General features: G+C 68.4%; 23 protein-coding genes. 19 read left to right on the top strand and 4 right to left on the bottom strand.

Annotated features, from left to right (window positions below; translation table 11 throughout):
- Positions 1 to 112 precede the first annotated feature (112 nt).
- Genes CYU89_RS16285 through CYU89_RS16265 form a run of 5 tightly spaced genes read left to right on the top strand, consistent with a single transcriptional unit; the run spans position 113 to position 4,440 of the window.
- Positions 113 to 1,510 carry a PhoH family protein gene (locus CYU89_RS16285; RefSeq protein ID WP_296282601.1) on the top strand — a complete coding sequence of 466 codons (1,398 nt, stop codon included), beginning with the start codon at positions 113 to 115 and terminating at the stop codon, positions 1,508 to 1,510.
- Between the two features lie 59 nt (positions 1,511 to 1,569).
- A complete protein-coding gene (locus CYU89_RS16280; RefSeq protein WP_296282600.1) occupies positions 1,570 to 2,058 on the top strand; it encodes a hypothetical protein in 489 nt (162 codons plus the stop codon).
- 4 nt (positions 2,059 to 2,062) lie between these two features.
- Complete coding sequence (locus CYU89_RS16275; RefSeq protein ID WP_296282599.1) at positions 2,063 to 2,740, top strand: YoaK family protein; 678 nt, start codon at positions 2,063 to 2,065, stop codon at positions 2,738 to 2,740.
- Positions 2,741 to 2,782: 42 nt separating this feature from the next.
- Positions 2,783 to 3,592, top strand: coding sequence for a bifunctional hydroxymethylpyrimidine kinase/phosphomethylpyrimidine kinase (gene thiD / locus CYU89_RS16270; RefSeq protein WP_296282598.1), 810 nt, complete (start codon positions 2,783 to 2,785; stop codon positions 3,590 to 3,592).
- On the top strand, positions 3,589 to 4,440 hold the full coding sequence (locus CYU89_RS16265) for an alpha/beta hydrolase (protein WP_296282597.1): 852 nt from the start codon (positions 3,589 to 3,591) through the stop codon (positions 4,438 to 4,440). The genes thiD and CYU89_RS16265 overlap by 4 nt, the downstream gene beginning before the upstream one ends.
- Before the next feature lie 7 nt (positions 4,441 to 4,447).
- Here CYU89_RS16265 and CYU89_RS16260 read toward each other — a convergent pair whose 3' ends face one another.
- Positions 4,448 to 5,503: a diguanylate cyclase gene (locus CYU89_RS16260; protein WP_296282596.1), complete on the bottom strand. Its 1,056-nt coding sequence runs from the start codon at positions 5,501 to 5,503 to the stop codon at positions 4,448 to 4,450.
- Positions 5,504 to 5,621: 118 nt separating this feature from the next.
- Positions 5,622 to 6,638 (bottom strand): UDP-glucose 4-epimerase GalE, encoded by a 1,017-nt coding sequence (gene galE, locus CYU89_RS16255; protein WP_296282595.1) that lies wholly within the window; start codon positions 6,636 to 6,638, stop codon positions 5,622 to 5,624.
- A gap of 213 nt (positions 6,639 to 6,851) precedes the next feature.
- Here galE and CYU89_RS16250 point away from each other — a divergent pair, with 213 nt between their 5' ends.
- The 14 genes from CYU89_RS16250 to CYU89_RS16185 all read left to right on the top strand — a co-directional run bounded on the left by CYU89_RS16250 (position 6,852) and on the right by CYU89_RS16185 (position 24,106).
- Complete coding sequence (locus tag CYU89_RS16250) at positions 6,852 to 8,141, top strand: nucleotide sugar dehydrogenase (RefSeq protein WP_296282594.1); 1,290 nt, start codon at positions 6,852 to 6,854, stop codon at positions 8,139 to 8,141.
- Between the two features lie 24 nt (positions 8,142 to 8,165).
- Positions 8,166 to 9,173: an NAD-dependent epimerase gene (locus tag CYU89_RS16245; RefSeq protein WP_296282593.1), complete on the top strand. Its 1,008-nt coding sequence runs from the start codon at positions 8,166 to 8,168 to the stop codon at positions 9,171 to 9,173.
- Between the two features lie 85 nt (positions 9,174 to 9,258).
- Positions 9,259 to 9,882: an XrtA/PEP-CTERM system exopolysaccharide export protein gene (locus CYU89_RS16240; protein WP_296282592.1), complete on the top strand. Its 624-nt coding sequence runs from the start codon at positions 9,259 to 9,261 to the stop codon at positions 9,880 to 9,882.
- Positions 9,879 to 11,438, top strand: a complete 1,560-nt coding sequence (locus CYU89_RS16235) for an XrtA system polysaccharide chain length determinant (protein WP_296282591.1) — start codon at positions 9,879 to 9,881, stop codon at positions 11,436 to 11,438. The genes CYU89_RS16240 and CYU89_RS16235 overlap by 4 nt, the downstream gene beginning before the upstream one ends.
- On the top strand, positions 11,435 to 12,181 hold the full coding sequence (locus CYU89_RS16230; protein WP_296282590.1) for a polysaccharide biosynthesis protein: 747 nt from the start codon (positions 11,435 to 11,437) through the stop codon (positions 12,179 to 12,181). The genes CYU89_RS16235 and CYU89_RS16230 overlap by 4 nt, the downstream gene beginning before the upstream one ends.
- Positions 12,182 to 12,204: 23 nt before the next feature.
- Positions 12,205 to 13,557, top strand: coding sequence for an outer membrane beta-barrel protein (locus CYU89_RS16225; RefSeq protein WP_296282589.1), 1,353 nt, complete (start codon positions 12,205 to 12,207; stop codon positions 13,555 to 13,557).
- Between the two features lie 9 nt (positions 13,558 to 13,566).
- Complete coding sequence (locus CYU89_RS16220) at positions 13,567 to 14,376, top strand: polysaccharide deacetylase family protein (RefSeq protein WP_296282588.1); 810 nt, start codon at positions 13,567 to 13,569, stop codon at positions 14,374 to 14,376.
- Positions 14,373 to 15,521: a glycosyltransferase family 2 protein gene (locus CYU89_RS16215; protein WP_296282587.1), complete on the top strand. Its 1,149-nt coding sequence runs from the start codon at positions 14,373 to 14,375 to the stop codon at positions 15,519 to 15,521. The genes CYU89_RS16220 and CYU89_RS16215 overlap by 4 nt, the downstream gene beginning before the upstream one ends.
- Entirely contained in the window at positions 15,518 to 16,750 is a 1,233-nt protein-coding gene (locus tag CYU89_RS16210; RefSeq protein ID WP_296282586.1) for a glycosyltransferase, read from the top strand. The genes CYU89_RS16215 and CYU89_RS16210 overlap by 4 nt, the downstream gene beginning before the upstream one ends.
- Entirely contained in the window at positions 16,740 to 17,912 is a 1,173-nt protein-coding gene (locus CYU89_RS16205; RefSeq protein WP_296282585.1) for a glycosyltransferase family 4 protein, read from the top strand. Before CYU89_RS16210 ends, CYU89_RS16205 begins: the two co-directional genes overlap by 11 nt.
- Complete coding sequence (locus tag CYU89_RS16200) at positions 17,909 to 19,696, top strand: asparagine synthase C-terminal domain-containing protein (RefSeq protein WP_296282584.1); 1,788 nt, start codon at positions 17,909 to 17,911, stop codon at positions 19,694 to 19,696. The genes CYU89_RS16205 and CYU89_RS16200 overlap by 4 nt, the downstream gene beginning before the upstream one ends.
- On the top strand, positions 19,686 to 20,861 hold the full coding sequence (locus CYU89_RS16195; RefSeq protein ID WP_296282583.1) for a glycosyltransferase family 4 protein: 1,176 nt from the start codon (positions 19,686 to 19,688) through the stop codon (positions 20,859 to 20,861). Before CYU89_RS16200 ends, CYU89_RS16195 begins: the two co-directional genes overlap by 11 nt.
- Before the next feature lie 2 nt (positions 20,862 to 20,863).
- Entirely contained in the window at positions 20,864 to 22,744 is a 1,881-nt protein-coding gene (gene asnB, locus CYU89_RS16190; RefSeq protein ID WP_296282582.1) for an asparagine synthase (glutamine-hydrolyzing), read from the top strand.
- A 3-nt stretch (positions 22,745 to 22,747) separates the two neighbouring features.
- Positions 22,748 to 24,106 (top strand): O-antigen ligase family protein, encoded by a 1,359-nt coding sequence (locus CYU89_RS16185; protein WP_296282581.1) that lies wholly within the window; start codon positions 22,748 to 22,750, stop codon positions 24,104 to 24,106.
- 1 nt (position 24,107) lies between these two features.
- Here the strand turns inward: CYU89_RS16185 and CYU89_RS16180 are convergent, their stop codons facing one another.
- Both CYU89_RS16180 and CYU89_RS16175 read right to left on the bottom strand, forming a co-directional pair.
- Complete coding sequence (locus CYU89_RS16180; protein WP_296282580.1) at positions 24,108 to 24,896, bottom strand: YdcF family protein; 789 nt, start codon at positions 24,894 to 24,896, stop codon at positions 24,108 to 24,110.
- A 28-nt stretch (positions 24,897 to 24,924) separates the two neighbouring features.
- The gene (locus tag CYU89_RS16175; protein WP_296282579.1) at positions 24,925 to 26,415 is read right to left on the bottom strand and encodes an oligosaccharide flippase family protein; all 1,491 of its coding nucleotides are present in this window, start codon (positions 26,413 to 26,415) and stop codon (positions 24,925 to 24,927) included.
- Positions 26,416 to 26,483 lie beyond the last annotated feature (68 nt).

Below are 26,483 nucleotides of genomic sequence, written 5' to 3'. Positions count from 1 at the left end.
AATCCCCTTCCCTTCCACCCACCATCCCGCGCCGCGGCGGGTCATGGTGGTTCGCTGCTGTCCGCGGAAATGTCGCCCGTGTTCACACATCTTCCTCGATGAGGTTGCCCGAATGACCCGTAGCAAGCGTATCTATGTGTTGGACACCAACGTGCTGATGCACGACCCCACCGCGCTGTTCAAGTTCGAGGAGCACGACGTCTTCCTGCCGATGCAGGTGATCGAGGAACTGGACAACGGCAAGAAGGGAACCTCGGAAGCGAGCCGCAACGCGCGGCAGGTCAGCCGCTTCCTCAACGAACTGGTCGAGGCGTCCGGCCTGGACAACCTGGCCGCCGGCATTCCGCTCGTGCAGCCCAACAGCCTGCAGCTGCGCGGCTCACAGAGCGCGGGCCTGCTGCGCTTCCAGACCAGCCATTTCGATGCCGGCAAGAGCTTCGGTGCGGTCATTCCCGACAACGCCATCCTCGGCGCCATCCTCGCGCTGAAGGAGAGCGAGCCGGAGATCCCGGTGGTGTTCGTCTCCAAGGACATCAACCTGCGCATCAAGGCGGCGATCGCCGGCATCGTGTCGGAGGACTACGAGAATGATCGCGCGCTCGACGATTTCAGCCTGCTGTACACCGGCGCCGATCCGCTGCCGGAGGATTTCTGGCAACGCCATGGCAAGGACCTGCGCTCGTGGACTGACAAGGGCCGCACGTTCTACGAAGTGACGATGGCCGATGGCGCGGGCTGGTACCCCAACCAGTACCTGTACCTGCCCGGCGACGACGAGTCCGAATTCCGCGTCAGCAAGGTCGAGGGCGACAAGGCGACGCTGCAGATCGTCGACGACTTCCGCCACAGCCAGCATGCGGTGTGGGGCATCAATGCGCGCAACCGCGAACAGAATTTCGCGCTCAACGCGCTGATGGATCCCGAAGTCGATTTCGTCACCCTCCTCGGTACCGCCGGCACCGGCAAGACGCTGCTCGCGCTCGCCGCCGGCCTGGCGCAGACGATGGACCAGCAGCGCTACCGCGAGATCATCATGACCCGCGCCACAGTCAGCGTCGGCGAGGACATCGGCTTCCTGCCGGGCACCGAGGAAGAGAAGATGACGCCGTGGATGGGCGCTCTTACCGACAACTTGGAAGTGCTGACGCACAACCAGGAAGGCGGCGCCTGGGGCCGCGCCGCGACCAACGACCTGCTCGCCTCGCGCATCAAGATCCGTTCGATGAACTTCATGCGTGGCCGCACGTTCCTGTCGCGCTACCTGATCCTCGACGAGGCGCAGAACCTCACCCCGAAGCAGATGAAGACGCTGATCACCCGCGCCGGCCCCGGCACCAAGATCGTCTGCCTGGGCAACGTGGAACAGATAGACACGCCCTACCTGACCGAGACGACGTCCGGCCTGACCTACGCGGTGGACCGCTTCAAGAACTGGGCGCACAGCGCGCACATCACGCTGCGGCGTGGCGAGCGCTCGCGCCTGGCGGATTACGCGTCGGAAGTGCTGTAGCGGTATCGATCGCCGCGTAGGCCCTTGCGGCCTGCGTGGCGACACCAGAGCAGGCAGCCATGCATGATCCCTACACGCCGACACGCTACGCATCCGCCGCCGCCCCCACGGATGCCGCCGCAGCGCTGAAGTTTGGCGTGCAATGGCGGCGCGTCCTGCTGGGTGGCGTCGTCCTGTTCTCGGCACTGGCTACATGGTCCATTGGCACCAGCATGTTGCTCTCGCTATTCCTGTTCCGGTTCGCCCCGGATGATGTTGGATTCGCGTCCTTCAACGTCGTCCGCACAAGTGGATATATCCTGTTTGCGACGGTCGCCTACTGGTGGTTCTCCACCGGAATCGCGCGTTGGCGCTGGCTCCATCTGCTGCTTGCCTGGGTACTGGTCCAGTCGATAGGCGCCGGCATCCTGAAGGTGCTGTTGGACGTAACCCTCGACTATTCAGCATGGAAGTATTGGGCGTCCGAACTCCTTCCGGTCTGTGCCGCCTGGTCGCTTGCATGGCTGTGGCCGGGACGAGGTCCGCGTTCTGCACGCGGGGCTCATTGACGCCATGGGCCTCCAACTTCCCCGCTGGGTCTGGATCGGTGCCGTGCTGCTGGCCTGCGTGGCCGGCATGGTCAACGTCATCGGCTACCTGGGGTTCGAACACCAGGCGGTCAGCCATCTGACCGGCACCACCAGCCTGCTGGGTGCGGCGATCGCGCAGGGCGACCTGCGTGCGGTGATCCACCTGTGGGGCGTGCTGATCGCGTTCTGCCTCGGCGCGATGCTCAGCGGCCTGATCATCCAGGACCAGACGCTGAAACTCGGCCGCCGGTACGGCGTGGTGCTCGCGCTGGAGGCCGTGCTGCTGATCGCCGCGGTCCCGCTGTTCAAGCAGGAACAGATCTGGGGTGCCCTGCTGGCTGCCGTGGCCTGCGGCCTGCAGAACGCGATGGTCACGACCTACAGCGGTGCCGCCGTGCGTACCACCCACCTCAGTGGCATGTTCACCGACCTCGGCATCGGCCTGGGGCACCTGCTGCGCGGCATGCCGTTGCCGGTAAGGCGCCTGACGCTCAGCGGCCTGATCATCAGCGGCTTCCTGGGCGGTGGCGTGCTGGGCGCCTGGCTGTATCGGCAAGTCGGTTACGACGCCCTGCTGGCGCCGGCGCTGCTGACCGGCTGCACCGGCGTCGGCTACGTGCTGTATCGCCAGTGGATGCGCGCACGGTCGCCGACAGCGTGACCCGCCCGCCACCCGCCCGCGTACGGATGGCACAATCCGCGCATGACCGTTCCCTCCGTGGTTTCCGCCCTGACCATCGCCGGTTCCGACTCCGGTGGCGGTGCCGGCATCCAGGCCGACCTCAAGACCTTCGCCGCCCACCGCGTGCATGGCCTCTCCGCCATCGCCGCGCTCACCGCACAGCACACGCGGGGCGTTACCGCGGTAAACGTGCCGCCGATGGATTTCCTCCGCGCGCAGCTCGAAGCGTGCTTCGACGATTTCGACGTGCGCGCCGTGAAACTGGGCATGCTGGCGACCGCCGACGTCATCGGCGTGGTGGCCGAGGCGTTGCGCGTGCATCGCCCGGCCACGGTGGTGGTCGATCCGGTCATGGTGGCCACCAGCGGCGCCAAGCTGCTGGAAGACAGCGCGCTGCAGGCACTGCGCACACGGTTGCTGCCGCTGGCGGACGTGGTGACGCCGAATCTTCCGGAAGCGGAACTGCTGCTCGGGCGCGCCATTGACGATGCGCCGGCGATGCGCAGGGCCGCGAACGACCTGCTGGCGCTGGGCGCCCGAGCCGTGTTCCTCAAGGGTGGCCATCTGCCGGGCGACGGCGATGTGGTGGACCTGTACGTCGATGCGGACGGAATGACCGAAACTTCGCATCCGCGCCTGGCCCTGGAAGCCCATGGCACCGGCTGCACGCTCGCTTCCGCCATCGCCGCGCGTGGCGCGCAAGGCATGGCGATGAAGGCGGCATGCCTCGCCGCTTCGGACTACGTGCACGCTGCGTTGCGCGGCGGCTATCGGCCGGGACGCAGCGACATCGTCGTGCTGGACCACACCGGGGCTGCACCGGCCGCATGAATGCCACCGACCTGCCCCGGCTTGCCGAAGACATTCCGCTGCAATCGCAGGATGGCCACGGCTACACCCTGGTCGCGCGTATTCCGACCCATCCTGTCTCCGCCCTGCTGTGGGTACCCGCGCTCGGGGTCGCGGCGCGTCATTACCTGCCGTTCGCCGAGATGCTGGCCGCCCGCGGCATCGCGGTCTTCGTGCACGAATGGCGCGGCAATGGCAGCAGTTCGCTCCGCGCCGGACGGCACACGGACTGGGGCTATCGCGAGTTGCTGGGCACCGACCTGCCGCTCAGCCACGCCGCGATGCGTGGTCGCCTGCGGGACATTCCCCATCGCATCGGCGGCCACAGCCTGGGCGGCCAGCTGGCGGCCTGCCATGCAGGTCAGGCTGCCGACGCGTTCGCGAGCCTCTGGCTGGTCGCCAGCGGAACGCCATACTGGCGAACGTTCCCCGCGCCGCGTGGTTACGCGCTGCCATTCTTCTACCAGTTCGCGCCCTGGCTGGCACGCGCCTGTGGCGCCCTGCCCGGTCGCCGCCTGGGCTTCGGTGGCGATGAAGCACGCGGTTTGATCCGCGACTGGGCGCGGGTGGGGTTGAGCGGCCGCTATCGCGCAGCGGGCTGGCCGGTGGACCTGGACGCCGGCATGCGAGGCGTGCGTGCGCCTGTGCGCGGCGTGCTGTTCGACGACGACTGGCTGGCTCCGGAAAGTTCGCTGCGGGCCTTGATGGCGAAACTACCCGGGAGTCCCGCCCACGTGACGGTGCTCGACCATGCACGCCTGGGCGCACGCGCCGATCACTTCGCCTGGATGAGACAACCCGCGGCCGTGGTCGACGCCCTGCTCGACTGAGCGCGTCTCAGCAGCCGACGACGATGCAGTCGCGCCCCTGGGCTTTTGCGCGGTAGAGGGCACTGTCGGCGCTGTTGATCCAGTCCGACACCGACGCGATGCCCGCATGGGATTCCGCCAGGCCGATGCTGACGGTGCACCGCAACGCACGAGTGGAGAATCCGCAGGCCGCAACCTGCCGGCGCAGGCGCTCGGCGGCCACGATGGCCTCTTCCCATCGCGTGTCGGGCATCACCACGCCGAACTCGTCGCCGCCGTAGCGGCCGCTCGTATCGACGTCACGCAGACAGGCTTTCAGCAGGCGGGCGAACTCTTCCACCACCTCGTCCCCGACCGTATGGCCGTAGCCGTCGTTGATGTCCTTGAAGCGGTCGATGTCGATCAAGACGAGCACTGCGGTACGCCCGGCGCGCTGGTAGCGTTTGAGCTCGTGGGTCGCCGCGTGCAGCCATTGCTGGCGGTTCATCAATCCGGTCGCGGCATCGAAGCGCGCCATCTTCTCCAGCAGGTCCTTCTGCTGCCGCGCCCTGCGCGCAAGCGAATGGGTCGCGATGCCGATGGCCGTCGGATAGATCGCGAGGAAAGGCAGGCACGCAAGCACTACCGGATAGCTCGTGAAGGGCTCGAAGGCGAAGCCCCAGGCGGCGCTGGCCGCCAGGCAGGTCAGCGCCATCGCCGCCAGCGTGCGCACCGCGAAACGCCCGCCACCGACGATGACCTTGTCCATCGTCAGCATCACCGCCAGCAGCACGCTGGGCAGCGCATCGAACTGCATCGCCGCGATCCAGAACCCGCCCATCGCGGCGTCGAAGGTGAGGTTCTGGAACTCCGTCTGCAACGGTGCGTCGTGCTGCCGCTTCACCCGCCAGTAGGCCAAGTGCGGCCACAGGAACCCATGCGCGGCCAGCAACGCCCACAACGCAGGAGGCGCCGCGTGTTCGTACAGCACGGCGCCCACGCACAGCGCTCCCAGGCCCAGCCCCAGCGCGCGCATGCGGTACATGCGCTGGCCGTAGCGTGAGCGGTTCTGTTCCGCCAGGTCGCGAACGGCGTCGGTTGGCAAGCGGATCCAGGCGAGCGGGAGGTGCGTCGATTCTCGACCAATCGCCACCGCGTCGCCAGCCTGCGGCCGGCCGCCGCAGGCTCGCTTATGCCAAACCGGTCACGTTCGCGGCGGCCGGTCAGGCGGACGGATAGCCCTGCGGGTTCTGCGACTGCCACCGCCAGGCATCACGGCACATCGCGTCGACGTCGAGCTCCGCACGCCAGCCCAGCACGTCGTTGGCCAGCGATGGATCGGCATACACTTCGGCCACATCGCCCGCGCGACGCGCGACGATCTGGTACGGGATCGCGCGCTCGGCCGCACCCGCGAACGCGTTCACCAGCTGCAGCACGCTGATGCCCTGCCCGGTGCCGAGGTTGACGGTGAGGTTGCGGCGCTCGCGCACCAGGAAATCCAGCGCATCCGCGTGCGCGCGTGCCAGGTCCGTCACGTGGATGTAGTCGCGCACGCCGGTGCCGTCGGGCGTGGGCCAGTCGCCGCCGAACACGCTCAGGTGCTCGCGCCGGCCCACGGCCACCTGGCAGATGTAGGGCATCAGGTTGTTCGGGATGCCGGTCGGGTCCTCGCCGATCAGGCCGGAGGCGTGCGCGCCCACGGGATTGAAGTAGCGCAGGTTGGCGGCGTGGAAGCCCGGATCGCTCTCGCAGAGGTCGCCGATCAGTTGTTCCATCACCAGCTTGGTCCGGCCGTACGGGTTGGTGACCTGCAGGCGCGCGTCTTCACGGACGGGCACGCTCGCGGGGTCGCCGTAGACGGTCGCCGACGAGCTGAACACCAGCCGCTTGACGCCCGCCGCCTGCATGCCGTGCAACAGGTTGAGCGTGCCACTGATGTTGTTGTGGAAATAGTCCAGCGGACGCTCGCAGGATTCGCCCACCGCCTTCAACGCCGCGAAGTGCACCACCGCATCGAACTGCTGCCGCGCGAAGAAGCCGACGACCGCCTCGCGGTCGCGCAGGTCCAGCGGCTGGAACGGCACCGGATGCCCGGTGATCTGCTGCAGGCGGACCAGTACGCCCGGCGAACTGTTGCTGAAGTTGTCCGCCACCACCACGTCGTGGCCCCGCTCGACGAGCACCACGTAAGCATGCGCGCCGATGTAGCCGGCGCCACCGCACAACAGGATCCGCATGTCGACTCCCCGGTCGCTGGTCGCCACCCTCCTGGTGGCCGATCATGCCTCTGGTACGCAGAGCGCGGCGCAATCAGGCCATTGCGCAAGCGTGTCCTCTCGACGGGGCTTTGCACGTTGATCGACTCGACATGGGGCCGCCGGCGGCAGCGCGGGCATGCCCCCGGCCTTATAGACTCTTCCAACACGCAGTACACAGGGGACCCCACATTGATGAACGCTCCATTGCCCACCCTGGACCAGGTCAGGATCGCCGTGATCGGCCTGGGATACGTCGGGCTGCCGCTGGCCGTCGCCTTCGGCCGCAAGTTCCCCACCCTGGGTTTCGACATCAACAGCAAGCGCGTGGCCGAACTGCGCGAGCACCAGGACCACACGCTGGAAGTGAGCGCCGACGAGCTGCGCGACACGCCCCTGCTCGACTTCAGCGACGACCCGGCGGCGCTGGCGGGCTGCAACGTGTTCATCGTCACCGTCCCCACCCCGATCGACGACTACAAGCGCCCCGACCTGCATCCGCTGGAATCGGCCAGCCGCACCGTCGGCCGCGCGATCGGCAAGGGTGCGGTCGCGATCTACGAATCGACCGTGTATCCCGGCGCCACCGAAGAGACCTGCGTCCCGATCATCGAGCGCGAATCGGGACTGCGGTTCAACCAGGACTTCTATGCCGGCTACAGCCCGGAGCGCATCAACCCCGGCGACAAGCAGCACCGTCTGGAAACCATCATGAAGGTGACCTCCGGCTCCACCGCCGAGGTCGCGGACTTCGTCGACGCGCTGTACGGCAGCATCATCACCGCCGGCACCCACAAGGCCAGCAGCATCCGCGTCGCCGAGGCCGCCAAGGTCATCGAGAACACCCAGCGCGACGTCAACATCGCGCTGATCAACGAACTGGCCCTGATCTTCCATCGCCTAGGCATCGACACCCATGAGGTGCTCGAGGCCGCCGGCACCAAATGGAACTTCCTGCCGTTCCGCCCGGGCCTGGTCGGCGGCCACTGCATCGGCGTGGACCCGTATTACCTGACCCACAAGGCGCAGCAGATCGGCTACCACCCCGACGTGATCCTGGCTGGCCGCCGCATCAACGACGGCATGGGCAGCCATGTCGCGCGACGCGTGGCCAAGCTGATGGCCCGGCAGAACCTGCCCACGGCCGGCGCCAGGGTGCTGGTGCTGGGGCTGGCATTCAAGGAGAACTGTCCCGACGTGCGCAACACGCGCGTGGTCGACATCGTGGCCGAACTGCGCAGCTACAACGCGCAGGTGGACGTGCACGACCCGTGGGTCAGCGCCGCCGAAGCCAAGCACGAATACGGCCTGGACCTGGTGGCCGAGCCTCAGGCCGGCCAGTACGATGCCGTGATCCTGGCGGTCGCCCACCGCGAATTCACCGAGCGTGGCGGCGACGGCGTGCGCGCCCTCGGCAAGCCAGGCGCGGTGGTGTTCGACGTGAAGCGGGCGCTGCCCCGCCACGCTGTCGACGACTGCCTGTAACGTCCTTCCCCACGAGAATCCTCGATGCGCGTCCTCGTTACCGGTGCCGCCGGCTTCATCGGCTCCCATCTCAGCCATCGCCTGCTCGACCGCGGCGATGAGGTGCTGGGATACGACAACCTCAACGACTATTACGACCCCACCCTGAAAGAGGCGCGCCTAGCGCGCCTGCAGCCCAAGGACGGGTTCCGCTTCGTGCGGGCCTCGCTCGAAGACCGCGCGGCGATGGAGGCCGCGTTCGACGACTTCAAGCCGCAGCGCGTGGTGAACCTGGCCGCCCAGGCCGGCGTGCGCTATTCGCTGGAGAACCCGCACGCCTACATCGACAGCAACATCGTCGGCTTCACCAACATCCTGGAAGCCTGCCGCCGTCGCGGCGTCGAACACCTGGTATACGCCTCCTCCAGTTCGGTCTACGGCGCCAACCGCAAGCTGCCGTTCGCGGTGGAGGACAGCGTGGACCATCCGGTCAGCCTGTATGCCGCCACCAAGAAGGCCAACGAGCTGATGGCGCACACGTACAGCCACCTGTTCGGGCTGCCGACCACCGGCCTGCGCTTCTTCACGGTCTACGGACCGTGGGGCCGCCCGGACATGGCGCTGTTCCTGTTCACCAAGAGCATCCTCGAAGGCCGGCCCATCGACGTGTTCAACCATGGCCGCCACACGCGCGACTTCACCTTCGTCGACGACATCGTCGAAGGCGTCATCCGCACGCTCGACACGGTGCCCGGCCCGGACCCGACCTACGACCCGCTGCTCCCCAACCCGGGCTCGTCCAGCGCGCCCTGGCGCGTGTACAACATCGGCAATCACCAGCCGGTGGAGCTGCTGCGCTACATCGAAGTGCTGGAGGAATGCCTGGGCCGCAAGGCCGAGAAGCGCCTGCTGCCGATGCAGCCCGGCGACGTGCCCGACACCTGCGCCGATGTCGAAGCGCTGCGTCGCGACACCGGTTACCACCCGTCCACGCCCATCGAGACGGGCGTGCGCCGTTTCGTCGACTGGTACCGCGAGTTCTATCGGGTCTGACCGCCCTTTCGCCCGCGTCCGGTGGCCGGGCGCGGGCACTCCCTGCGTTGTATGGGGCAATCCGCACCAACACAGGGGATGTTCCATGAACCGCACCTTCGCCGGCCTCCTGGCCGTCGTCCTGGCGCTTCTTCTCGCCGGCTGCGCCTCCGGCAACGCCGGCAGCAAGTCCGCACCGCCGCAACAGGCCAGCACCGCCGTCGAGAACTACCAGATCGGCGTGGACGACATCGTGCAAGTGTCGGTCTGGCGCAACCCGGAACTCGGCATCACCGTGCCGGTCCGCCCGGACGGGATGATCTCGGTCCCGCTGGTGGGCGACGTGTCGGCCGCCGGCCACAGCCCCGCCGAGGTCGCCAAGGACATCCAGGAAAAGCTCGGCGCCTACGTGCGCGACCCGCAGGTCGCCGTGATCCTGACCGAACTGCGCAGCCACGAGTACCTGTCGCGCGTGCGCGTCACCGGTGCGGTGCGCCAGCCCGTCTCGATTCCCTATCGCCCGGGCATGACGGTGCTGGACGCCGTGCTGGCCGCCGGCGGCGTCACCGAGTTCGCCGCGCCCGACCGTTCCAACCTGTACCGCAAGACGGCCGACGCCACGCAGAGCTACGCCGTGCGGCTGGACCGCATCCTCAACCGCGGCGACCTGAGCACCAACTTCACCGTCGCCCCGGGTGACGTGATCACCGTGCCGGAACGCGTCCTGTGAACCAGTCCGCTGCCTGGGGAGCGCCCGAAGAGGGGCGCTCCGCGTTCGATGCGGTACCGGTGCTGAGCAAGGAGTTCAAGCGTCGCGCCGTGCTGCTGGCGAGCCTGTTCGCGGGCATCGCGCTGCTCGGCCTGGTCATCGGCATGATGCTGCCCAAGAAGTACACCTCCTCCACGATCATCCTGGTGGAAGACCGCAACATCATCGCGCCGCTGATGGAAGGCCGCGCAGTCGCCACCAGTGTCGTCGACCGCGCCAGCATCCTGCGCGAAGTCGCCTTCAGCCGTCGCGTGATGGAAGAGATCCTCAAGACCGGCGGCTGGATGGAAGACAACCCCACGCCGCTGGAGCAGGACAAGCTGATCGAGAAGATCATTGACCGCACCAGCATCAGCAACCCGCGCGCCAACCTCATCGAGATCGCGTACAGCGACTCGGACGCCACGCGGGCCTACGAGATCACCCGCCGTTTCGCCGAACTGGTCATCCAGGAAAGCCTGGCCACCAAGGAACGCGAGAGCAGTGAGGCGTACGCCTTCATCGATTCGCAGGTGAACCAGTACCACGAGAAGCTGACCACCGCCGAGGCCGGCCTGGAGAACTTCCGCCAGAGCACGCCCGATGCGCGGCCCGGTACGGACGTCGACGTCAACGCCCGCATTGGCGAGCTGCGCCGCATCATCGAAGGCGCGCGGATGGAACTGATCGACCTGCGCTCGCAGGAGGCCGCGCTGCAGTCGCAGCTGTCGGGCGAGAGCGAGATCACCCTGGTGCAGACCCGCGCCGGCCAGTACCGCGCGCGCCTGGCCGAACTGCAGTCCGATCGCGACCGCCTGTTGTTGCAGTACACCGAACAGCACCCGGACGTGGTGCGCGTGCAGCACCAGATCCGCGACGTGGAAGAAGACCTGCGCCGCGAGGAAAACGCGCCGCGCACGGCGGGCACGGCACTGGAGGGCCCGGCCGCCTTCAATCCGCTGTACGGCGAATTGAGGAGCAAGCTGGCCGAAGCCCGCCGTCGAAGCGCCGCCACCGCCGCGCGCATCGGCAGCGCCGAACAGATGCTGGCCAGCGAGATGGCGCGCAGCAACCGGATCGCCTCGTCGGAGAGCACGCTGGCCGAACTGACCCGCGACTACGAGGTCAACCGCGATCTCTACCAGGACCTGCTGAAGCGCCGCGAGAACGCCCGCGTGTCGATGAACCTCGACGCCGAGCAGCGCGGCCTGAGCTTCCGCATCCAGGAGCCCGCACAGATGCCGCTGCGCCCGAGCGGCCTGCGTGTCATGCACGTGGCCGGTGCCGGCATCGCCCTGGCGCTGTTGATTCCCCTGGGCGTGCTGTTCGCGCTGATCAAGCTGGATCCGCGCGTGCGCTCGCCGCTGCAGATCGAGCGCGAAGCCGGACTGCCGGTGCTCGGCACCATGCCGGCGTACCTGACCGGGCGCCGGCGGCGCAAGGCGCTGCGGCGCTACGCACTGGCCGCGTCGCTGTTCCTCGCCGTGCCGCTGCTGTACGGCCTGACCTATACGCTGAAGGTAATGGAAGTCCTATGAGCAACCCGATCAGGCCGCTGGGCAACGACGCCGCGGGCGACCGCGACGAGCACGTCGCCAGCCGTTCCATCGCGCCGCGCGCACCGGTCACCGCCCTCAGCCCGCTGCAGCTGGAAGACCGCGCCACCATCTACCGCAGCGATGCGGCACGGCGCGAGGTCGACGCCTTCCGCGAGCTGCGCACCCAGCTGCTGTCCGTGGCCGAGGGCAATTTCATCACCCTCGTGACCCCCGTGAGCCCCGGCAGCGGCGGCAGTTTCGTGGCGCGCAACCTCGCCGTGGCGGTCGCGTTCGACGAGACCAAGAGTGCGCTGCTGATCGACTGCGACCTGCGCCAGCCCACGCAGGACCGCACGATGAAGCTGTCCGCCGAAGGGGGCGGCCTGGTCGACTACTTGGAAGACCAGGAACGCACCACCGAGAGCGTGCTGTACGACACCGGCGTGCCGCGCCTGCGCCTGCTGCCCGCGGGGCGCACGCGCGAGACGGGCTCGGAGTATTTCTCGTCCTTCCGCATGCGCCTGCTGCTGGATTCGCTGCGCAGCCGCTACCCCAACTGCCATCTGTTCCTGGATGCGCCGCCGGTGCGCGGCGCGCCGGATGCCCGCATCCTCTCGGAACTGGCCGATGTCGTGGTGCTGGTGGCCGGCTACGGGCGCGACACGCCCGCCGCCATCGCCCAGGCGGCCGCGAACTTCGACCCGAAGAAGTTCGCCGGCGTCGTGTTCAACGAAGGCGTCTGACCCACCTGCGCACGGAAGAAACCATGACCACGTCCCGCCACAGCCTCCACCGTACCCTGTCCACGCGCCGGCGCATCCTGTGCGCCGCACTCGCGGCCGCCTTGCCGTTCGGTGCGCAGGCCGCGCGCCTGGATTACGACGTCAGCATGCGCTACATGCATAGCGACAACATCGTGCTGCAGGCAGCGAACGAGATCAGCGAGGACATCCTCTCGCCGCAGGTCAGGTTCGACCTGACCCACGACAGCTCGGTGCTCACCACCCGGCTGCGCGGCAACGTGCAGTACCTGGACTACATGGACGATGTCTACCAGGACGATACCCGCGGCGAGTTCACCGGCGAGCTGGAATGGACGCTGCTGCCCGAGCGCCTGACCTTCTACGCCCGCGATTCCCTCAGCGAGCAGTCGGTGGACTCGCTGGCCGCGTTCACTCCCGGCAACCAGCAGAAGATCAACGTCTTCGAAGCAGGCCCGACGCTGATGGCCCGTTTCGGCGAGACGATGCGCGGCGTGCTGGACCTCCGCTACACCAACAGCTGGGCGGAAGAGACCGAGACGTTCAACAGCGATCGCTACTCGGCCGCGGCGCGCCTGCTGCGCCCCCTGAGCACCACCGACACGCTGGTATTCAACCTCGAGGCCGGGCAGACCGAGTACGACACCATCTCCGAGTTCTACAACTACAAGCGCTACGACGCCTATGTCACCTACCTGAGCGAACTGTCCAAGCTCAATCTCGACGTCAGCGCAGGTTATTCGCGGCTGAAGCCGGAAGGTGCGGATGGCACGTCCAGCGCGCTGTTCCGCGGCTATGCAGGCTGGCAGGTCGCGCCGCGCAGCCAGCTGAGCGCGCGGGCCAGCTACCAGTTCGGCGACGCCTCGCAGGACCTGATCCAGCGCGTGGGTGCGCCGGGCGAACCCACGGATCCGGGCACCCCTGGCGGTCCGGGCGTCGGCCAGCCGGGCGATCCGAACCTGCAGATCATCCCGGACACCTTCAAGCAGAAGCGCGCGAGCATGGGATACGAGTTCACCGGCGAGCGCCTGACGCTGCTGGCCGAACCCTACGTCGAACAACTGCGCTACCTCCGCGACGAGAGCTTCGACGCCGACAACTCCGGCATCTCGGTCTCCGCACGTTACGGCCTGACCGCGCGCCTGAGCCTGACCGGCGTGGCGCAGCGCTACAAGCGCGAGTTCACCAATATCGACCGCGACGATACAGACACCATCCTCGGCACCGGCCTGGCGATGCGCTTCAGCCGTCATTGGGGCGCGCAGGTCGACTACCTGCACCGCAAGCGCAACAGCTCGATCAGCAGCCAGGACTATGTCGAGAACGTCGTGGCCCTGTCGGTCACGTTCTACCGCTGACGCCGCGCCATGCCGCTCCCCACCCCGCCAGCCGTGGAACCCGGCCCCGTCGTCGCGCTGATGTACCACGCGTTGCATACCGGCGCCGTGCCCGACGGGCAGGATCCGCACTACACGCTCGCGGTGGACGAGTTCGACGAACAGATGCGCGAAGTGGCGGCCGCGGGGGGTGGCAGCAGCGCCGCCGCGTTGCTGGACGGCACCTCGCAGGCGCGCGTACTGGTCACGTTCGACGACGGCCACGCCAGCAACCACGCGCTCGCGCTGCCGCTGTTGTCGCGCCACGGCATCACCGCCGACTTCTTCATCAATCCCGCCACGGTCGGCACCCCCGGCTTCCTCAACTGGCGCCAGCTGCGGGAGATGGCGGATGCGGGCATGTCGATCCAGTCGCATGGCTATGACCACGTCTACCTCACCCAGCTCGATGCACACCGCCTTCGACAGACGCTGACCGCCGCGCGCGAAGAGATCGAACAGCGCATCGGCACGCCGGTCACGCTGCTGGCACCGCCCGGCGGCCGCATGCCGAAGGACCTGCTACCGATCGCACGGGAGTGCGGCTACACGCACGTGCTTTCGTCGGAACCCGGCGTGCTCGCCGCCGCGGATGGCGCTACGGGCCCGCTTCCCCGCATGGCGATGACGGCGGCGACGCGGCATGTGACCTTCCAGCGCTGGATCCGGCGCGACCCGGTGGCCATCGGCCACGAGCGGTTGCGCTACCGGGGCCTGGCGCTCGCCAAGCGCATGCTCGGCGACACCGGTTACGAGCGCCTGCGTGCCGGTGCCCTCGGCGTGCTGGGACGGCGCGCATGACCCTGCTGTTCTGGGCATCGCTGGCCCTGGTGGCGTTCGCGTACGCAGGCTATCCGCTGCTGATGGCATTGCTGGCCCGCGTCCGGCCGCGCCCGGTCCACGCCGCGGCCGCGCTGCCCATGATCGACGTGCTGCTGGTGGTGCACAACGGCATGCGCGAGCTGCCCGCGAAACTGGACAACCTGCTGGCGCTCGACTACCCGCACGACCGCCTGCGCATCAACGTGGCGTGCGATGGCTGCACGGACGGCAGCGACCGGTTCGCGGCACAACGGGATCCGCAACGCATCCGCGTATTCGCCTTCGGCGAGCGGCGCGGCAAGTCGGCCTGCCTGGGCAACGTGGTGCCGCTGCTCGATGCGGACATCGTGCTGTTCAACGATGTGCGCCAGCGCATCGATCCCGCTGCGGCGCGCGCGCTCGCCTCGGTACTGGCGGATCCCACGGTCGGGGCGGCGAGCGGCGAACTCGTGCTGGAAGCCGGCGATGGCTACGGCAAGGGCGTGGACGCCTACTGGCGCTACGAGAAGGCGATCCGGCGGCTGGAAAGCGCCAGCGGTTCGCTGGTGGGCGCCACCGGCGCGCTGTACGCCGCACGTCGCACGCTGATCCCCGCCATCCCGGGCGGCATCGTGCTGGACGACATGTGGATCCCGCTGGGCATCGCCCGTGCGGGATACCGCACCGTGTTCGTGCCCGAGGCCCAGGCCTTCGACCGCACACCGGCCAATCCCGCCGACGAGGAACGCCGCAAGCGGCGCACGCTGGCCGGAAACTTCCAGCTGATCCACCTGCAACCTGCGCTGGCCATCCCGGGCGCTCACCCGCTCGCCTGGCGGCTGTGGGGCCACAAGTGGCTGCGCCTGCTCGCGCCATGGCTGCTCGCGCTCGCACTGTTGGCGAACGTCGCGCTGGCGCTGCGAGGCGGCATGCTCTATCCGCTGCTGCTCGCGTTGCAGCTGTCCGGCTACGCCATCGCCGTGCTCGGTCGCGGCTGGCCGCGACTGGCGACGCTGCTGCCGGTGCGCCTGGCCGTTGCGTTCCTCAGCCTCAATACCAGTGCCATGCTCGCCCTCGCGGACTACCTGCGCGATCCCGAGGCGCACCTCTGGCAGACCACCCGACTGGAAGACGTTCGCCGATGACCGCCCACCCTCCCCTGCAACGCGCCGTGTACGTGGTGTCGTTGTTTCCCTGCTGGTCGGAGACGTTCATCGTCCGCGAGATCAGCGCACTGATCGAGAACGGCGTCGACGTACGGATCATCTCGCTGAAGAAGCCGTCGGAGACGCTGGTGCAGGCCGATGCGCAGGCCCTGATGGACCGCGTGCGGCATCCGCGTTCGCCGCTGCATGCACTGTGGGAGGCGACAAAGGCCCTCCTGCGCAATCCCGGCGCCGTCATCGCTACCCTCGGCAGCGTCGTTGCCGACAGTTGGCGTTCGCCCTCGGTGCTGGCCAAATCGCTCGCCGCCTGGCTGCGCGGGCTGGAGCACGTGGACTGGCTGCACGGTTTCAAGCCGCAGGTCCTGCACGCGCACTGGGCGACCTACCCGTCTACCGCCGCCTGGACGCTGTCGCGCGTCCTGGACGTGCCGTTCGGTTTCACCTGCCACGCGCACGACATCTTCATCGAACGGCAACTGATCGCGCGCAAGATCCAGGATGCCGCCGTCGCCGTCACGATTTCGCGCTTCAACGTGGAATGGCTGAGCGAACGCGAGACCGCGCAGGCGCGTGACAAGCTGCATGTGATCCATTGCGGCGTCGACCTGCGCGCCAATCCCTGGCAGCCGGACGGCCGCCTGCCGCACCAGATCCTCACCGTCGGCCGGCTCGACCCGATCAAGGGCTTCGCCACGCTGGTGGAAGCGCTCGCCCTGTTGCAGGCGCGCGGCGTCGACTTCCAGTGCCGCCTGCTGGGGTCCGGCCCGCTGGATGCGTCGCTGCGCGCGCTCGCGCAGGCCCGCGGCGTGGCCGACAGGATCGAGTTCTGCGGTGCGCAGCCACAGGACGTCGTGCGCCGCTGGATGGGCGAGGCGGCATTGTTCGTGCTGCCTTCCGAAGTGGCGCCCGACGGCAACCGCGACGGCATCCCGGTGGCGCTGATGGAAGCCATGGCCACCGGCTGCCCGGTCGTCAGCACGCGCGTGTCCGGTATTCCCGAGCTGGTCGAGCACGAAGCCACCGGCCTGCTGGTGGACGAAAAGCAGCCGGCCGCCCTGGCCGATGCCATGCAGCGCCTGCTGGAAGATGCCGACCTGCGACGGCAGGTCGTCGCTGGAGCCCGTGCCAAGGTCGAGCGCGAGTTCGACGCGCGCAAGGAGGCACGCCGCTTGCAGGACCTGATGGAGGGTGTCGCACATGCGTCCTAGGAAGCTGCTGGTGGTAAGCGACGAGATGGAAGTGGGCGGCAGCCAGCGCCAGATCACCTACCTGCTCGGCGGCCTGGACCGTCGCCAGTGGCAGGCGGAACTCGTGTTCTTCCGCAAGGAGTCGTTCCTGGTCCGCGACCTGCGCGCGCAGGGCATCGTGGTGCACCACATTCCCAAGCGTGGCCGGCTGGACCTGCGCTTCGTGCTGGCCTACGCGGCGCTGTTGCGCCGCCAGCGCTACGACCTGGTCCACGCGTTCTCGCTGACGGCGGAACTGTGGACGATCGTGTCCGGCTGGCTCGCGCGTCCGCGGCCGCCCATGGTGGCGTCGATCCGCGGCCTGTACCTGGACGAATCCGAACGCTTCTGGCGCATCAAGCGCTTCATCCTGTCGCGCTCGGCGGCGGTGATCGCGAATGCGCGAGCCGGCGCAGTCGCCGCGGCCCAGCGGGCGGGCGTGCCGCTGGCGCGGATCGACGTGGTGCCGAACGGCATGCTGCCCCCCGAGCCCCTGCCCATCGGCCAGCGCGAGGCCCTGCGCCAGGCCATCGGCGCGCCGGCGGACCGTCCTTTCGCGTTGTTCGTCGGCCGGCTGGTGAAAGAAAAGAACCTGGCCTGCCTGATGCGCGCCCTCGCCCGCCTTCCCGCGGATGAACGCCCCTGGGTGGCGCTGGCCGGCAACGGACCGTTGCGCGGCGACATCGACGCGATGCGCGAGGCGGCCGGTCTGGACGCCGATGTACGTTTCCTAGGCGAACGCAAGGACACTGCCGCCCTGATGCAATCCGCCGATTTCCTGATCCTCCCCTCTTCGTACGAAGGCATGTCGAACGTTCTCATGGAAGCCATGGCGGCCGGCTGCCCGGTGATCGCCTCGGACGTAGGCGGCAATCCCGAGCTGGTGGAGGACGACGCGACCGGCCTGCTGTTCCCCAGCGACGACGCCGAAGCGCTCGCGCGTTGCCTGCAGTCGCTCGGCACGGACGCGGCATTGCGCCAGCGGCTGTCGCAACAGGCGGCCCAGGTGGCGCGCCAGCGCTATTCGGTGGAGCAGCTGGTGCGATCGACGACCCGCGTCTACGACCGCTGCCTGCAGGCACCGGCCACCGACGCCGGCGCCGTTCCGCTGTCGCCCATCGGCTCAGCACGGGACGACGCATGAGCTCCGCCGGTTCGCTCTGCGAAGACTTCATCCTGGCCAGCGGGCCGCAGGCCGCTGCCTGGCTGGCGACCAAGCCCGGCCTGCAGGTGCGGGACGTGGGTGGCGGAACGCTGCAGGTGGCCACGACCGCCGGGGTGCGGCATGGCCGGCACGCCGACGGCCGTCACTGGCTGGCGATCGCCGACCTGATCTCGGGCGATCTCGAGGAGGCTGCCGCCGGTACGGCGACGGCGCCGCAGCGCCACTGGCGTGGTCGCTTCGCCTGCGCCAGCTGGCAGGCCGGCCCCGCCGGACTCACCGCGTTCACCGACCACTTCGGATCGCTGCCGCTGTTCTGGTACCGCCGCGACGGCCATTTCGCCGTCGCCACCGATCTGCGCCTGTTGCTCGACGCCCCGGGCGTCGGCAATGAGGTCGACCTGACGGCGGTCTACCACTACCTCAACTTCACCTGCATCCCGGCGCCGCTGACCATCCATCGCGACATCCGTCGCGTCGAGCCGGGCTGCGTGCTCACGCTCGATGCCGGCGCTGACGGCAGCACGCGCTACTACCTGCCGGAGTATCCGGCCGACCTGCAGGGCACCGACACGCAGCTCGCGCACGATCTGCGCGACCGCATGATCGCGACCGTGCAGGACTTCCGTCCTTCATCGGATGGGGACTGGGGCTGCTTCCTCAGCGGCGGCACCGACAGCAGCAGCATCGTCAGCATCCTGGCGCGCCAGGGCGGATCGCAGGTGCACAGCTGCTCCATCGGCTTTCCCGAAGCCGGTTACGACGAACTGGATTTCGCGCGACTGGCCAGCGAAGCCTGTGGCGCACAGCCGCACCTGGCGAAGGTCGACCGCCACCGTGCGCTCGGCCTGCTGGACTCGGTGATCGATGCCTACGACCAGCCTTTCGGCAATGCCTCGGCCGTACCCACGCTGGCGTGCGCCGAACTCGGCCACAGCCAGGGTTTCGCGACCATGCTGGGCGGCGACGGCGGCGACGAGATCTTCGGCGGCAACCAGCGCTACGCCAAGGACAAGGTGATGGAGGCGTTCTACCGGCTGCCTTCCCCGCTGAAGGCGGCCGCGCGCGCCATTGGCGAGACCGTCGGCGGCGGCCATGTACACGTGCTCAACCGCGTGCAGAACTTCACCCGCCGTGGCTCGCTGCCGAACCCGGACCGCTTCTATACCGACGACTCCTTCGCCTCGGATTTCTACGGCGAACTGCTGACGCCCGCCTTCCGCGCGCAGGTGCCGCAGGATGCCTCGCTGGACTTCATGCGTGGCGTGTACGCCATCGGTCCGCGCACGGAACCGCTGCACCAGATCATGCGGCTGGACCTGCTGATGGCCATCGCGCAGAACGACCTGGTGAAGGTCCATCGCGCCTGCCGCCAGCACGGCGTGTCGGTGCGCTTCCCGTACCTGGATCCCGCGCTGGTCGACTACTGCGGGCGCCTGGCGGCGCACTACAAGGTGCGCGGCCTGAAGAAGCGTTATCTGTTCAAGCAGGCGGTCGCCGACATCCTGCCTGCGGAGATCCTGAGCAAGCGCAAGCAGGGCTTCGGTTTGCCCATCGCCATATGGATGAAGGAAGACCCTGCCCTGCAGGCGCGCGTGCGCGAGGTGCTGCTGGATGAGTGCACCCGCCAGCGCGGCTGGGTGAACCCGGCCTTCATCGAACGCCTGGTCGACCTGCACATGGCCGGTGGCTGGGACCACTCCAACGCGCTCTGGCAACTGCTGGTGCTGGAGCTGTGGATGCGGAGGTACATGGATGTCCGCTGACGCGTTGCGCGTGCTGATGGTGATGGAAGCCGCCTATCCGGCGCACAAGGGCGGTGGCGCGGAGGCGCAGGTCCGTACGCTGGCGCGCGGCCTTCGCGCGCGGGGACACCGCGTCACCATCCTCGTACCCCGCCTTCCCTATGCGTCGCCCGCGCGCGTCGAGCGCGTGGATGGCGCGGTCGTCTGCCGGCTGGCCTTCCCGCGCCTGCCGCTGCTCGCCAGTCCGTTGCTGTGGCTGCGCACGATCGCCTTCCTGTATGCGCGCCGCCATCGCTACGACGCGTGGCATGTCCACATCGCGCACCGCATGGCCGCGATCTGCGCGGTGATGGGCCAATGGCTGGACGTTCGCGTGCTGACCAAGGTGTCCGGCTGGTGGGAACTCGAGAAGGGCACGCTGGCGCCGCGCACGGGCCTGGTCGACACGCTCGCCCAGCGCGCGCTTCGACGCACCGAACACTGGCAGGCGATCAGCCGCCGCATCGCGCGCACGCTGGAATCGCGCGGCATTCCGCCGGAGCGCATCGTCGCCCTGCCCAACGCGGTCGACACGTCGCGCTTCGCCGGCATCCGTCGTGACGGCGCCCTGCCGCCGCGTTTCGTGTTCATCGGCCGGCTGGAGGCGGAAAAGGGCCTGAACTTACTGGTCGACGCCTTCTCCGACATCGCGCAGGACCACCCCACGGCCGGCCTGCTGCTGGTCGGGACCGGCCGTCTGGAAGCCGAACTCAAGGCGCGTGTGCGTGCGCTCGGCCTGGAATCGCGCATCGCCTTCGCCGGCCACCGCGACGACATCGAAGCCCCCTTGGCCGAAGGCAACATCGGCGTGCTGACCTCGCGCATCGAGGGCCTGTCCAACACCTTGCTGGAATCGATGGCATCCGGCCTGCCGATGGTCGCCAGCCGCATCAGCGGCAACGAGGATTTCGTGCGCCCCGGCGAGAACGGCTGGCTGTTCGAACCCGGCGACCGCGCCGCCCTGGCGACGTGCCTCGCGGAGGCGGCGGCCATGGATGGCGCCAGGCGCACCGCCATGGGTGAAGCCGCCCGCGTGACGGTACGGACGCACGCCGGCCTCGATCAGGTGCTCAACCGGCTGGTACAGCTGTATCGCGGCGAACGCCTGCTTGCCCACGGCACGCCCGCGCACAACGGGAACGCCTGACCATGTGCGGCATTGCAGGACTCGTGGTCGCTCCCGGCCAGCCGGCGCCCGACCCCGCGCTGGGCCGGCGCATGAACGCCGTCATCCACCATCGCGGTCCCGACGACGAGGGCCTGCACCACGACGAGCGCGCACTGCTGGGCATGCGGCGGCTGTCGATCATCGACGTCGGCGGTGGTCACCAGCCGATGTACGGGGCTGACCACCAGGTCACGATCGTCTTCAACGGCGAGATCTACAACTACCGCGAACTGCGCGCGGGCCTGGAGCGCGATGGCCACGCCTTCGCCAGCCAGAGCGACACCGAGGTGATCCTGCAGGGATACCTGCGCGACGGCGTCGGCATCTTCGCGCAGCTGGACGGCATGTTCGGGGTCGCCATCTGGGACCGCCGCACGCAGGAACTGGTGCTGGCCCGCGACCGCCTGGGTGAGAAACCGCTCTACTACGCGCACGACGAGCGCCGCGTGCTGTTCGGTTCCGAGTTGAAGTCGCTGCTGCAATCTCCCGACTGCCCGCGCGACCTCAACGACGATGCGCTCCGCGCCTACCTCACCTACGGCTACGTGCCGTCGCCTTACAGCGTGTTCGCGGGCGTCCACAAGCTGCCGCCTGCGCACTTCCTGCGCTACCGCGACGGCCAGATCAGTCTGCATCGCTATTGGCAGCCCTCGCTCTCGCCCAAGACCTCGCTGAGCGAGCCGGAAGCGGCGGAGCAGTTGGAGGCGTTGCTGGACCGTGCGGTCGCGAGTCGACTGGTATCGGATGTGCCCTTCGGTGCCTTCCTCAGTGGCGGGCTCGATTCCAGCACGGTCGTCGCGCTGATGGCGCGCCACCTGGGACAGCCGGTGAAGACGTTCACCATCGGCTTCAAGGAAGCGGCCTACAACGAACTCGACGACGCGCGTCGCGTCGCGACGCATCTGGGCACCGAACACCATGAACTGGTGGTGGAGCCCGATGCGGTCGACCTGCTGAAGACGCTGGTCTGGCACTTCGACGAACCGTTCGCCGACTCCTCCGCCGTACCGACCTTCCTCGTCTCGCAACTCGCGCGGCAGCACGTGAAGATGGTGCTGACCGGTGACGGCGGCGACGAGATGTTCGGCGGCTACGACCGATATCTCAAGCTGATGAAGCTCGAGCGCCTGGGCGCGATGCGGGGCCCGGTCGCGGCAGGATTGTCGCTGGCCGGTGCCGTGGCGCCCAATCCGTACGGCGAACGGCTGGCCCGCGTCGGCGAGCGCCTGCGGCTGCCGTTCGACGAGCGTTACCTGAGCGGCGTCGCCGTCATGCGCTCGGACATCGCGCAGCGCCTGCGCCCGCAGGCGGGCGGTAGCAACCACTTCCACCTGCCGGCACTCGCACAGCCCGGCAGCGATCTCGGCGCGGGCGAGGAACCGCTGGACCGCGCGGTCGCCATCGACCTGCAGAGCTATCTGCCCGATGACATCCTGGTGAAACTCGACCGCATGGCGATGGCCGCGTCACTGGAAGGGCGCTCGCCGTTCCTGCAGCCGGACCTGGTGCAGTTCGCGCTGTCGCTGCCGGTGGGCTACCGCGTCCGCGACGGCCGCGGCAAGCACCTGCTGCGCGAGGTGGCCAACAAATGGTTGCCGCCGCGCGCCATCAGCAAGCCCAAGCAAGGCTTTGCGATTCCGCTGGCGGACTGGTTCCGTGGGCCGCTGCGCACGCTGGCCGCCGACACCTTCGGTAGCCGTGCCTTCCGCGAACGCGGCCTGCTCCATGCGTCCGCCGCGCAGGCGCTCCTGCACGACCACGTGGAGCGCGACATCGATCGCAGTGAGGCGCTTTGGCAGGCGCTCTGCCTGGAACTGTGGGCGCAGCGCTTCCTCGACGGCGACGTCGCGTCAGGAGGCTGAGCCATGTGGATGCGGCTGCTGCTCGCGGTGCCCCTGCTGTTCATGCCGAACATGCTGCACCTGTCGGTGGACACCGGCATCCCGGGGCTGAACCTCGCCAACATCATCTTCATCGTGGTGCTCGGTGCGCTGCTGATGGGGGGCCGTCGCTACCAGCCGCTGGACCCGCGCGGCTACCTGACGCCGGCGCTGCTGCTGCTCTTCGCCGCCCTCACCATCGCCTTCCTGATCGCGCAGGCCACCATGCCGCGCAACTTCATGGAGGATTTCACCTATCTCAAGAACCTGATCTTCTATCCGCTGCTGTACTTCGTCTACCGGCGTTGCGGTCAGGATGCGAAAGGAACGCGGCAGCTGATCATCTTCGTCATGATCGTCGCGGCGGTGGCGGGCGTGGAGGCGATCCGCGAAGGACTGGACTACGGGTTCGGCAACTACAACGAATCGCGGCGTGCATCGGGCCCGTTCGGCACCGACTACTCGACCGCCAACCGCGCGGGCGTCTTCTACGCGATGTTCCTGCCGATGTTCATCGCCATGGCGCTGTTCTTCCGCAAGCAGAAGTTCTGGCGCATGGCGGCGATCGCCGGCTGCGCGATCATGGTGGTCGCGATCATGGCGACCTATTCGCGCCAGTCCTACCTGATCGCGCTGGTGGCGTTCGCCCTGCTGCTGGTGCGTCGCAACGTGGTGCTGGCGGTGGCCATCAGCCTGCTGATGGTGCCCGCGATCGGCTTCCTGCCCGAGAGCGTCACCCAGCGCGTGGCCGAGACCGAGCAACAGGACTCGGTGGGCGAAGAACAGCTCGACGTCAGTACCGCCAGCCGCTTCGAGATCTGGGGCGGCGCCACGCAGATGTGGACCGAACACCCGGTGGGCGTCGGCCTGAACCGTTTCAAGCAGCATATCGGCACGTACGTGCCGCGCTATGCCGGCTACGACGCGCACAGCATCTACTTCCTGATGCTGGCGGAATGCGGGCCGCTGGGCCTGTTCGCCCTGCTGTTCCTGCTGGCGCGCGTGCTGTGGATGGGCGTGCGCTTCACGCGCTCGGTGCCTGCCAGCGATGCCGAAGGCAAGGCACTGTCGCTGGGTTTCATTCTGCTCGCGGTCTGCACCGCCTTGGGTAATGTCTACGGCAGCCCGTTCTTCGAAGGCGCGGTGATGGCCAACTTCTGGGCGCTGTGCGGCCTGATGGAGCACTACTTCGCCCTGAAGCGCCGTGCGCCCGCGACAGGCAGCGTGGCGTCGGCCGGCCCCGCGCCGGCCGACGAACCGGCGCCGGCGATGCGCGGCATCGGCGACCGCTTCCCCCTGGCGGCGCGCATGGCGCCCCGCCGCTACGGCAGGAGGGACGACTGACTCAGCGCGCCTGGTCAGGGAAGCTGCCATCCGCGCGCGGCAGGGCCGCCTCGCGGTCGTACAGGCGATAGGCCAGCAAACCCACCCATTCGTGCAAGGCGGCTTCGGTCATGGCCAGGCCACCACTGTCCGGCACCAGGAAGCCCGCGTGCTGGAACGCGACGTAGCGTTCATCGGTCGCGAGAGGGCATGTACGGAAGCCCGCCTGCTGCAGCGAAAAGGAAGCCCGCGGCATGTGCAGCGCGGACGTGACCAGTACGATGTCGCGCGGCAACGCCGGCGCCAACGCCGCAAGGTGGCGGGCGTTCTCCCACGTCGTGCGCGAATGCGTTTCGAGCCGCATGGCGTCGGCCGGCACGCCCAGCGCGCGCAGGTAGGCCGCCATCAATCGCGCCTCGGGCGGGCTGCCCTGCCAGCCGCTGCCGCCGGCGAGCACCAGCTGCCGTCCCGGCGCCTCGCGCCACCAGCGCGCCGCCGCTTCGGCGCGCCGACGGCTCGCCTGGGTCAGCACGCTGTAGTTGTCCTGCGCGTGCGCCTTGCGGTCCACGCCGCCGGCAAGCACGACCGCCACACCCGGTGATCGCGCACGGCAGTCGGCGGAAGGCTTCACCCGACTTTCCAGCGAATGCACCAGCAGGTTGGCCACCCAGGGTGTCATGGCGATGAAGGACACCACGATCACGCCCATGCAGACCGCGCGCCACAGGCGCATGCGGGGTCGCCACGCGAGCGAGACCGCCAGGCCGACGAGCGCCAGCAGCAGCCATGAGAGCGGCGACAGCCACCACATCAGGCGCGTGACTCCCGCGGGTGCGCGGTCATGCGGCGCTCCGCGTCCGCCAGTGGCGTGCCAGGTCGCGCAGGCGCGCGTCCAGCATCAGTACCGGCAATACGTAGAGCAACACCCACAGGCCACCTGCCGCGAACAGCCTTGCCCACGGCGACGCCAACCCGAACAGGCCGCTTCCTTCCACCGCCAGCACGAACGCCAGTCCCGCACCGCCCGCCACGCTCCACGCGCGCAGGTCGGGGCGGTAGCGCAGGTCGCGCGGGCACAGCAGGTAAAGCCCGAACCCCAGCACGGAGAAACTGGCCACCGTGGCCCACGTCGCGCCCAGATAGCCATGCGCGGGGATCAGCCACAGGTTCAGCAGCGCGTTCAAAGCGGTGGCCGCCAGCGTCATGTAAAGCACCGTCCTCGAACGCTTGTGCAGCAACAGGCCATAGCCGCCGATTTCCAGCAGCGGGTACAGCGCATACAGCGCTCCCAGCCAGGCGAACACGGCGCCGGAGGGTGCCTTGTCGGCGCCGCTGATGGCCTGCACGGCTTCGCTGCCGATGCAGCCGATGGCCACGGCGATGCCGACGGAGGCGTACGTCATGGGGAACAGCACTTTGGCCTTGAGCGCGCGCACCGCCTCCGCACCCCCGGTCTCCCAGCTGCGATTGGCCACCGGAATGAACGACTCCGACAGCGCCGCGCTCATCAGCAGGCTGACCTGCAGCGCCAGCGAGTAGCCGATGGTGAAGATGCCCACCGCGGCGAAATCCCCGGTGATCCCCTTCAGCATCAGCCGGCCGATGGAAATCAGCAGGACGGTGGCGATCTCGTTCACCACCAGCGGCATGCCGTAACCCAGCGTCCTGCGCATCTGCGACCAGTCCAGCTGGCGCGAGAACGAGAGGTGCTTGCGCACCCAGTACACGTAGAACACCACCACGATGCCGGCGGCCAGCATCTTGCCGCCGTAGGCCGCCATGGCGGAGCGTTCCAGCCAGGCGACCGCACCCACCATCAGCACCAGTTCCAGCCATCGCCACGCCACCCGGGTGACCATCAGCACGCCGGAGTGTTCGCCTGCGCGCAGCACCATCTGTACCAGGCTGACGAACACCTGCAGCGGCACCATCATCACCGCCATCCACAGCACCGGCGAGAACGAGACGCCGCCGAACCAGTCCACGCACGCGAACACCGTGATGCCCACCGCCCAGATGCCGCACGACACCAGCAACGGCAGCAGGAACATGTTGGTGGCGAACCCCGGCAGCGCGCGGGCTTCGTCCTGGTAGGGATAGAAGCGCAGGATGGCGTGCTGCGCGCCCAGCTTCGCCACGGCGACGCCGATCATCAGCCACGTCTCGTAGTAGCCGAGGATGCCGTACTGCGTGTTGTCCAACAGCCGCGTCAGCAGCGGGAACGACACCAGGCCGGCGACCATGACCAGCAAGCTGGCCGAGGAGTAGCGCAGGTAGTGCGCGCCCACGCTTCGCTTTCGCGGCGCCGTCGTGCCGTCTTCGCGGCTCATGGCGCGGGCTTGCCGCGAAAGACGGCGGGCAGGGGCTGGGAAGAAACGGCGTCAGGCATCACGGGTAC

The sequence above is a fragment of the Pseudoxanthomonas sp. genome, assembly GCF_002863005.1.
Lineage (GTDB): Bacteria > Pseudomonadota > Gammaproteobacteria > Xanthomonadales > Xanthomonadaceae > Pseudoxanthomonas_A.
This window is presented reverse-complemented; position numbering and strand designations above follow the sequence as displayed.

What these genes read in the sequence shown, in the direction of transcription:
- CYU89_RS16285 (WP_296282601.1), top strand. Translation starts at nt 113, where the DNA reads ATGACCCGTAGCAAGCGTATCTATGTGTTGGACACCAACGTGCTGATG.
- CYU89_RS16280 (WP_296282600.1), top strand. Translation starts at nt 1,570, where the DNA reads ATGCATGATCCCTACACGCCGACACGCTACGCATCCGCCGCCGCCCCC.
- CYU89_RS16275 (WP_296282599.1), top strand. Translation starts at nt 2,063, where the DNA reads ATGGGCCTCCAACTTCCCCGCTGGGTCTGGATCGGTGCCGTGCTGCTG.
- thiD (WP_296282598.1), top strand. Translation starts at nt 2,783, where the DNA reads ATGACCGTTCCCTCCGTGGTTTCCGCCCTGACCATCGCCGGTTCCGAC.
- CYU89_RS16265 (WP_296282597.1), top strand. Translation starts at nt 3,589, where the DNA reads ATGAATGCCACCGACCTGCCCCGGCTTGCCGAAGACATTCCGCTGCAA.
- galE (WP_296282595.1), bottom strand. Translation starts at nt 6,638, where the DNA reads ATGCGGATCCTGTTGTGCGGTGGCGCCGGCTACATCGGCGCGCATGCT.
- CYU89_RS16250 (WP_296282594.1), top strand. Translation starts at nt 6,852, where the DNA reads ATGAACGCTCCATTGCCCACCCTGGACCAGGTCAGGATCGCCGTGATC.
- CYU89_RS16245 (WP_296282593.1), top strand. Translation starts at nt 8,166, where the DNA reads ATGCGCGTCCTCGTTACCGGTGCCGCCGGCTTCATCGGCTCCCATCTC.
- CYU89_RS16240 (WP_296282592.1), top strand. Translation starts at nt 9,259, where the DNA reads ATGAACCGCACCTTCGCCGGCCTCCTGGCCGTCGTCCTGGCGCTTCTT.
- CYU89_RS16230 (WP_296282590.1), top strand. Translation starts at nt 11,435, where the DNA reads ATGAGCAACCCGATCAGGCCGCTGGGCAACGACGCCGCGGGCGACCGC.
- CYU89_RS16225 (WP_296282589.1), top strand. Translation starts at nt 12,205, where the DNA reads ATGACCACGTCCCGCCACAGCCTCCACCGTACCCTGTCCACGCGCCGG.
- CYU89_RS16220 (WP_296282588.1), top strand. Translation starts at nt 13,567, where the DNA reads ATGCCGCTCCCCACCCCGCCAGCCGTGGAACCCGGCCCCGTCGTCGCG.
- CYU89_RS16215 (WP_296282587.1), top strand. Translation starts at nt 14,373, where the DNA reads ATGACCCTGCTGTTCTGGGCATCGCTGGCCCTGGTGGCGTTCGCGTAC.
- CYU89_RS16210 (WP_296282586.1), top strand. Translation starts at nt 15,518, where the DNA reads ATGACCGCCCACCCTCCCCTGCAACGCGCCGTGTACGTGGTGTCGTTG.
- CYU89_RS16205 (WP_296282585.1), top strand. Translation starts at nt 16,740, where the DNA reads ATGCGTCCTAGGAAGCTGCTGGTGGTAAGCGACGAGATGGAAGTGGGC.
- CYU89_RS16200 (WP_296282584.1), top strand. Translation starts at nt 17,909, where the DNA reads ATGAGCTCCGCCGGTTCGCTCTGCGAAGACTTCATCCTGGCCAGCGGG.
- CYU89_RS16195 (WP_296282583.1), top strand. Translation starts at nt 19,686, where the DNA reads ATGTCCGCTGACGCGTTGCGCGTGCTGATGGTGATGGAAGCCGCCTAT.
- asnB (WP_296282582.1), top strand. Translation starts at nt 20,864, where the DNA reads ATGTGCGGCATTGCAGGACTCGTGGTCGCTCCCGGCCAGCCGGCGCCC.
- CYU89_RS16185 (WP_296282581.1), top strand. Translation starts at nt 22,748, where the DNA reads ATGTGGATGCGGCTGCTGCTCGCGGTGCCCCTGCTGTTCATGCCGAAC.
- CYU89_RS16180 (WP_296282580.1), bottom strand. Translation starts at nt 24,896, where the DNA reads ATGTGGTGGCTGTCGCCGCTCTCATGGCTGCTGCTGGCGCTCGTCGGC.
- CYU89_RS16175 (WP_296282579.1), bottom strand. Translation starts at nt 26,415, where the DNA reads ATGAGCCGCGAAGACGGCACGACGGCGCCGCGAAAGCGAAGCGTGGGC.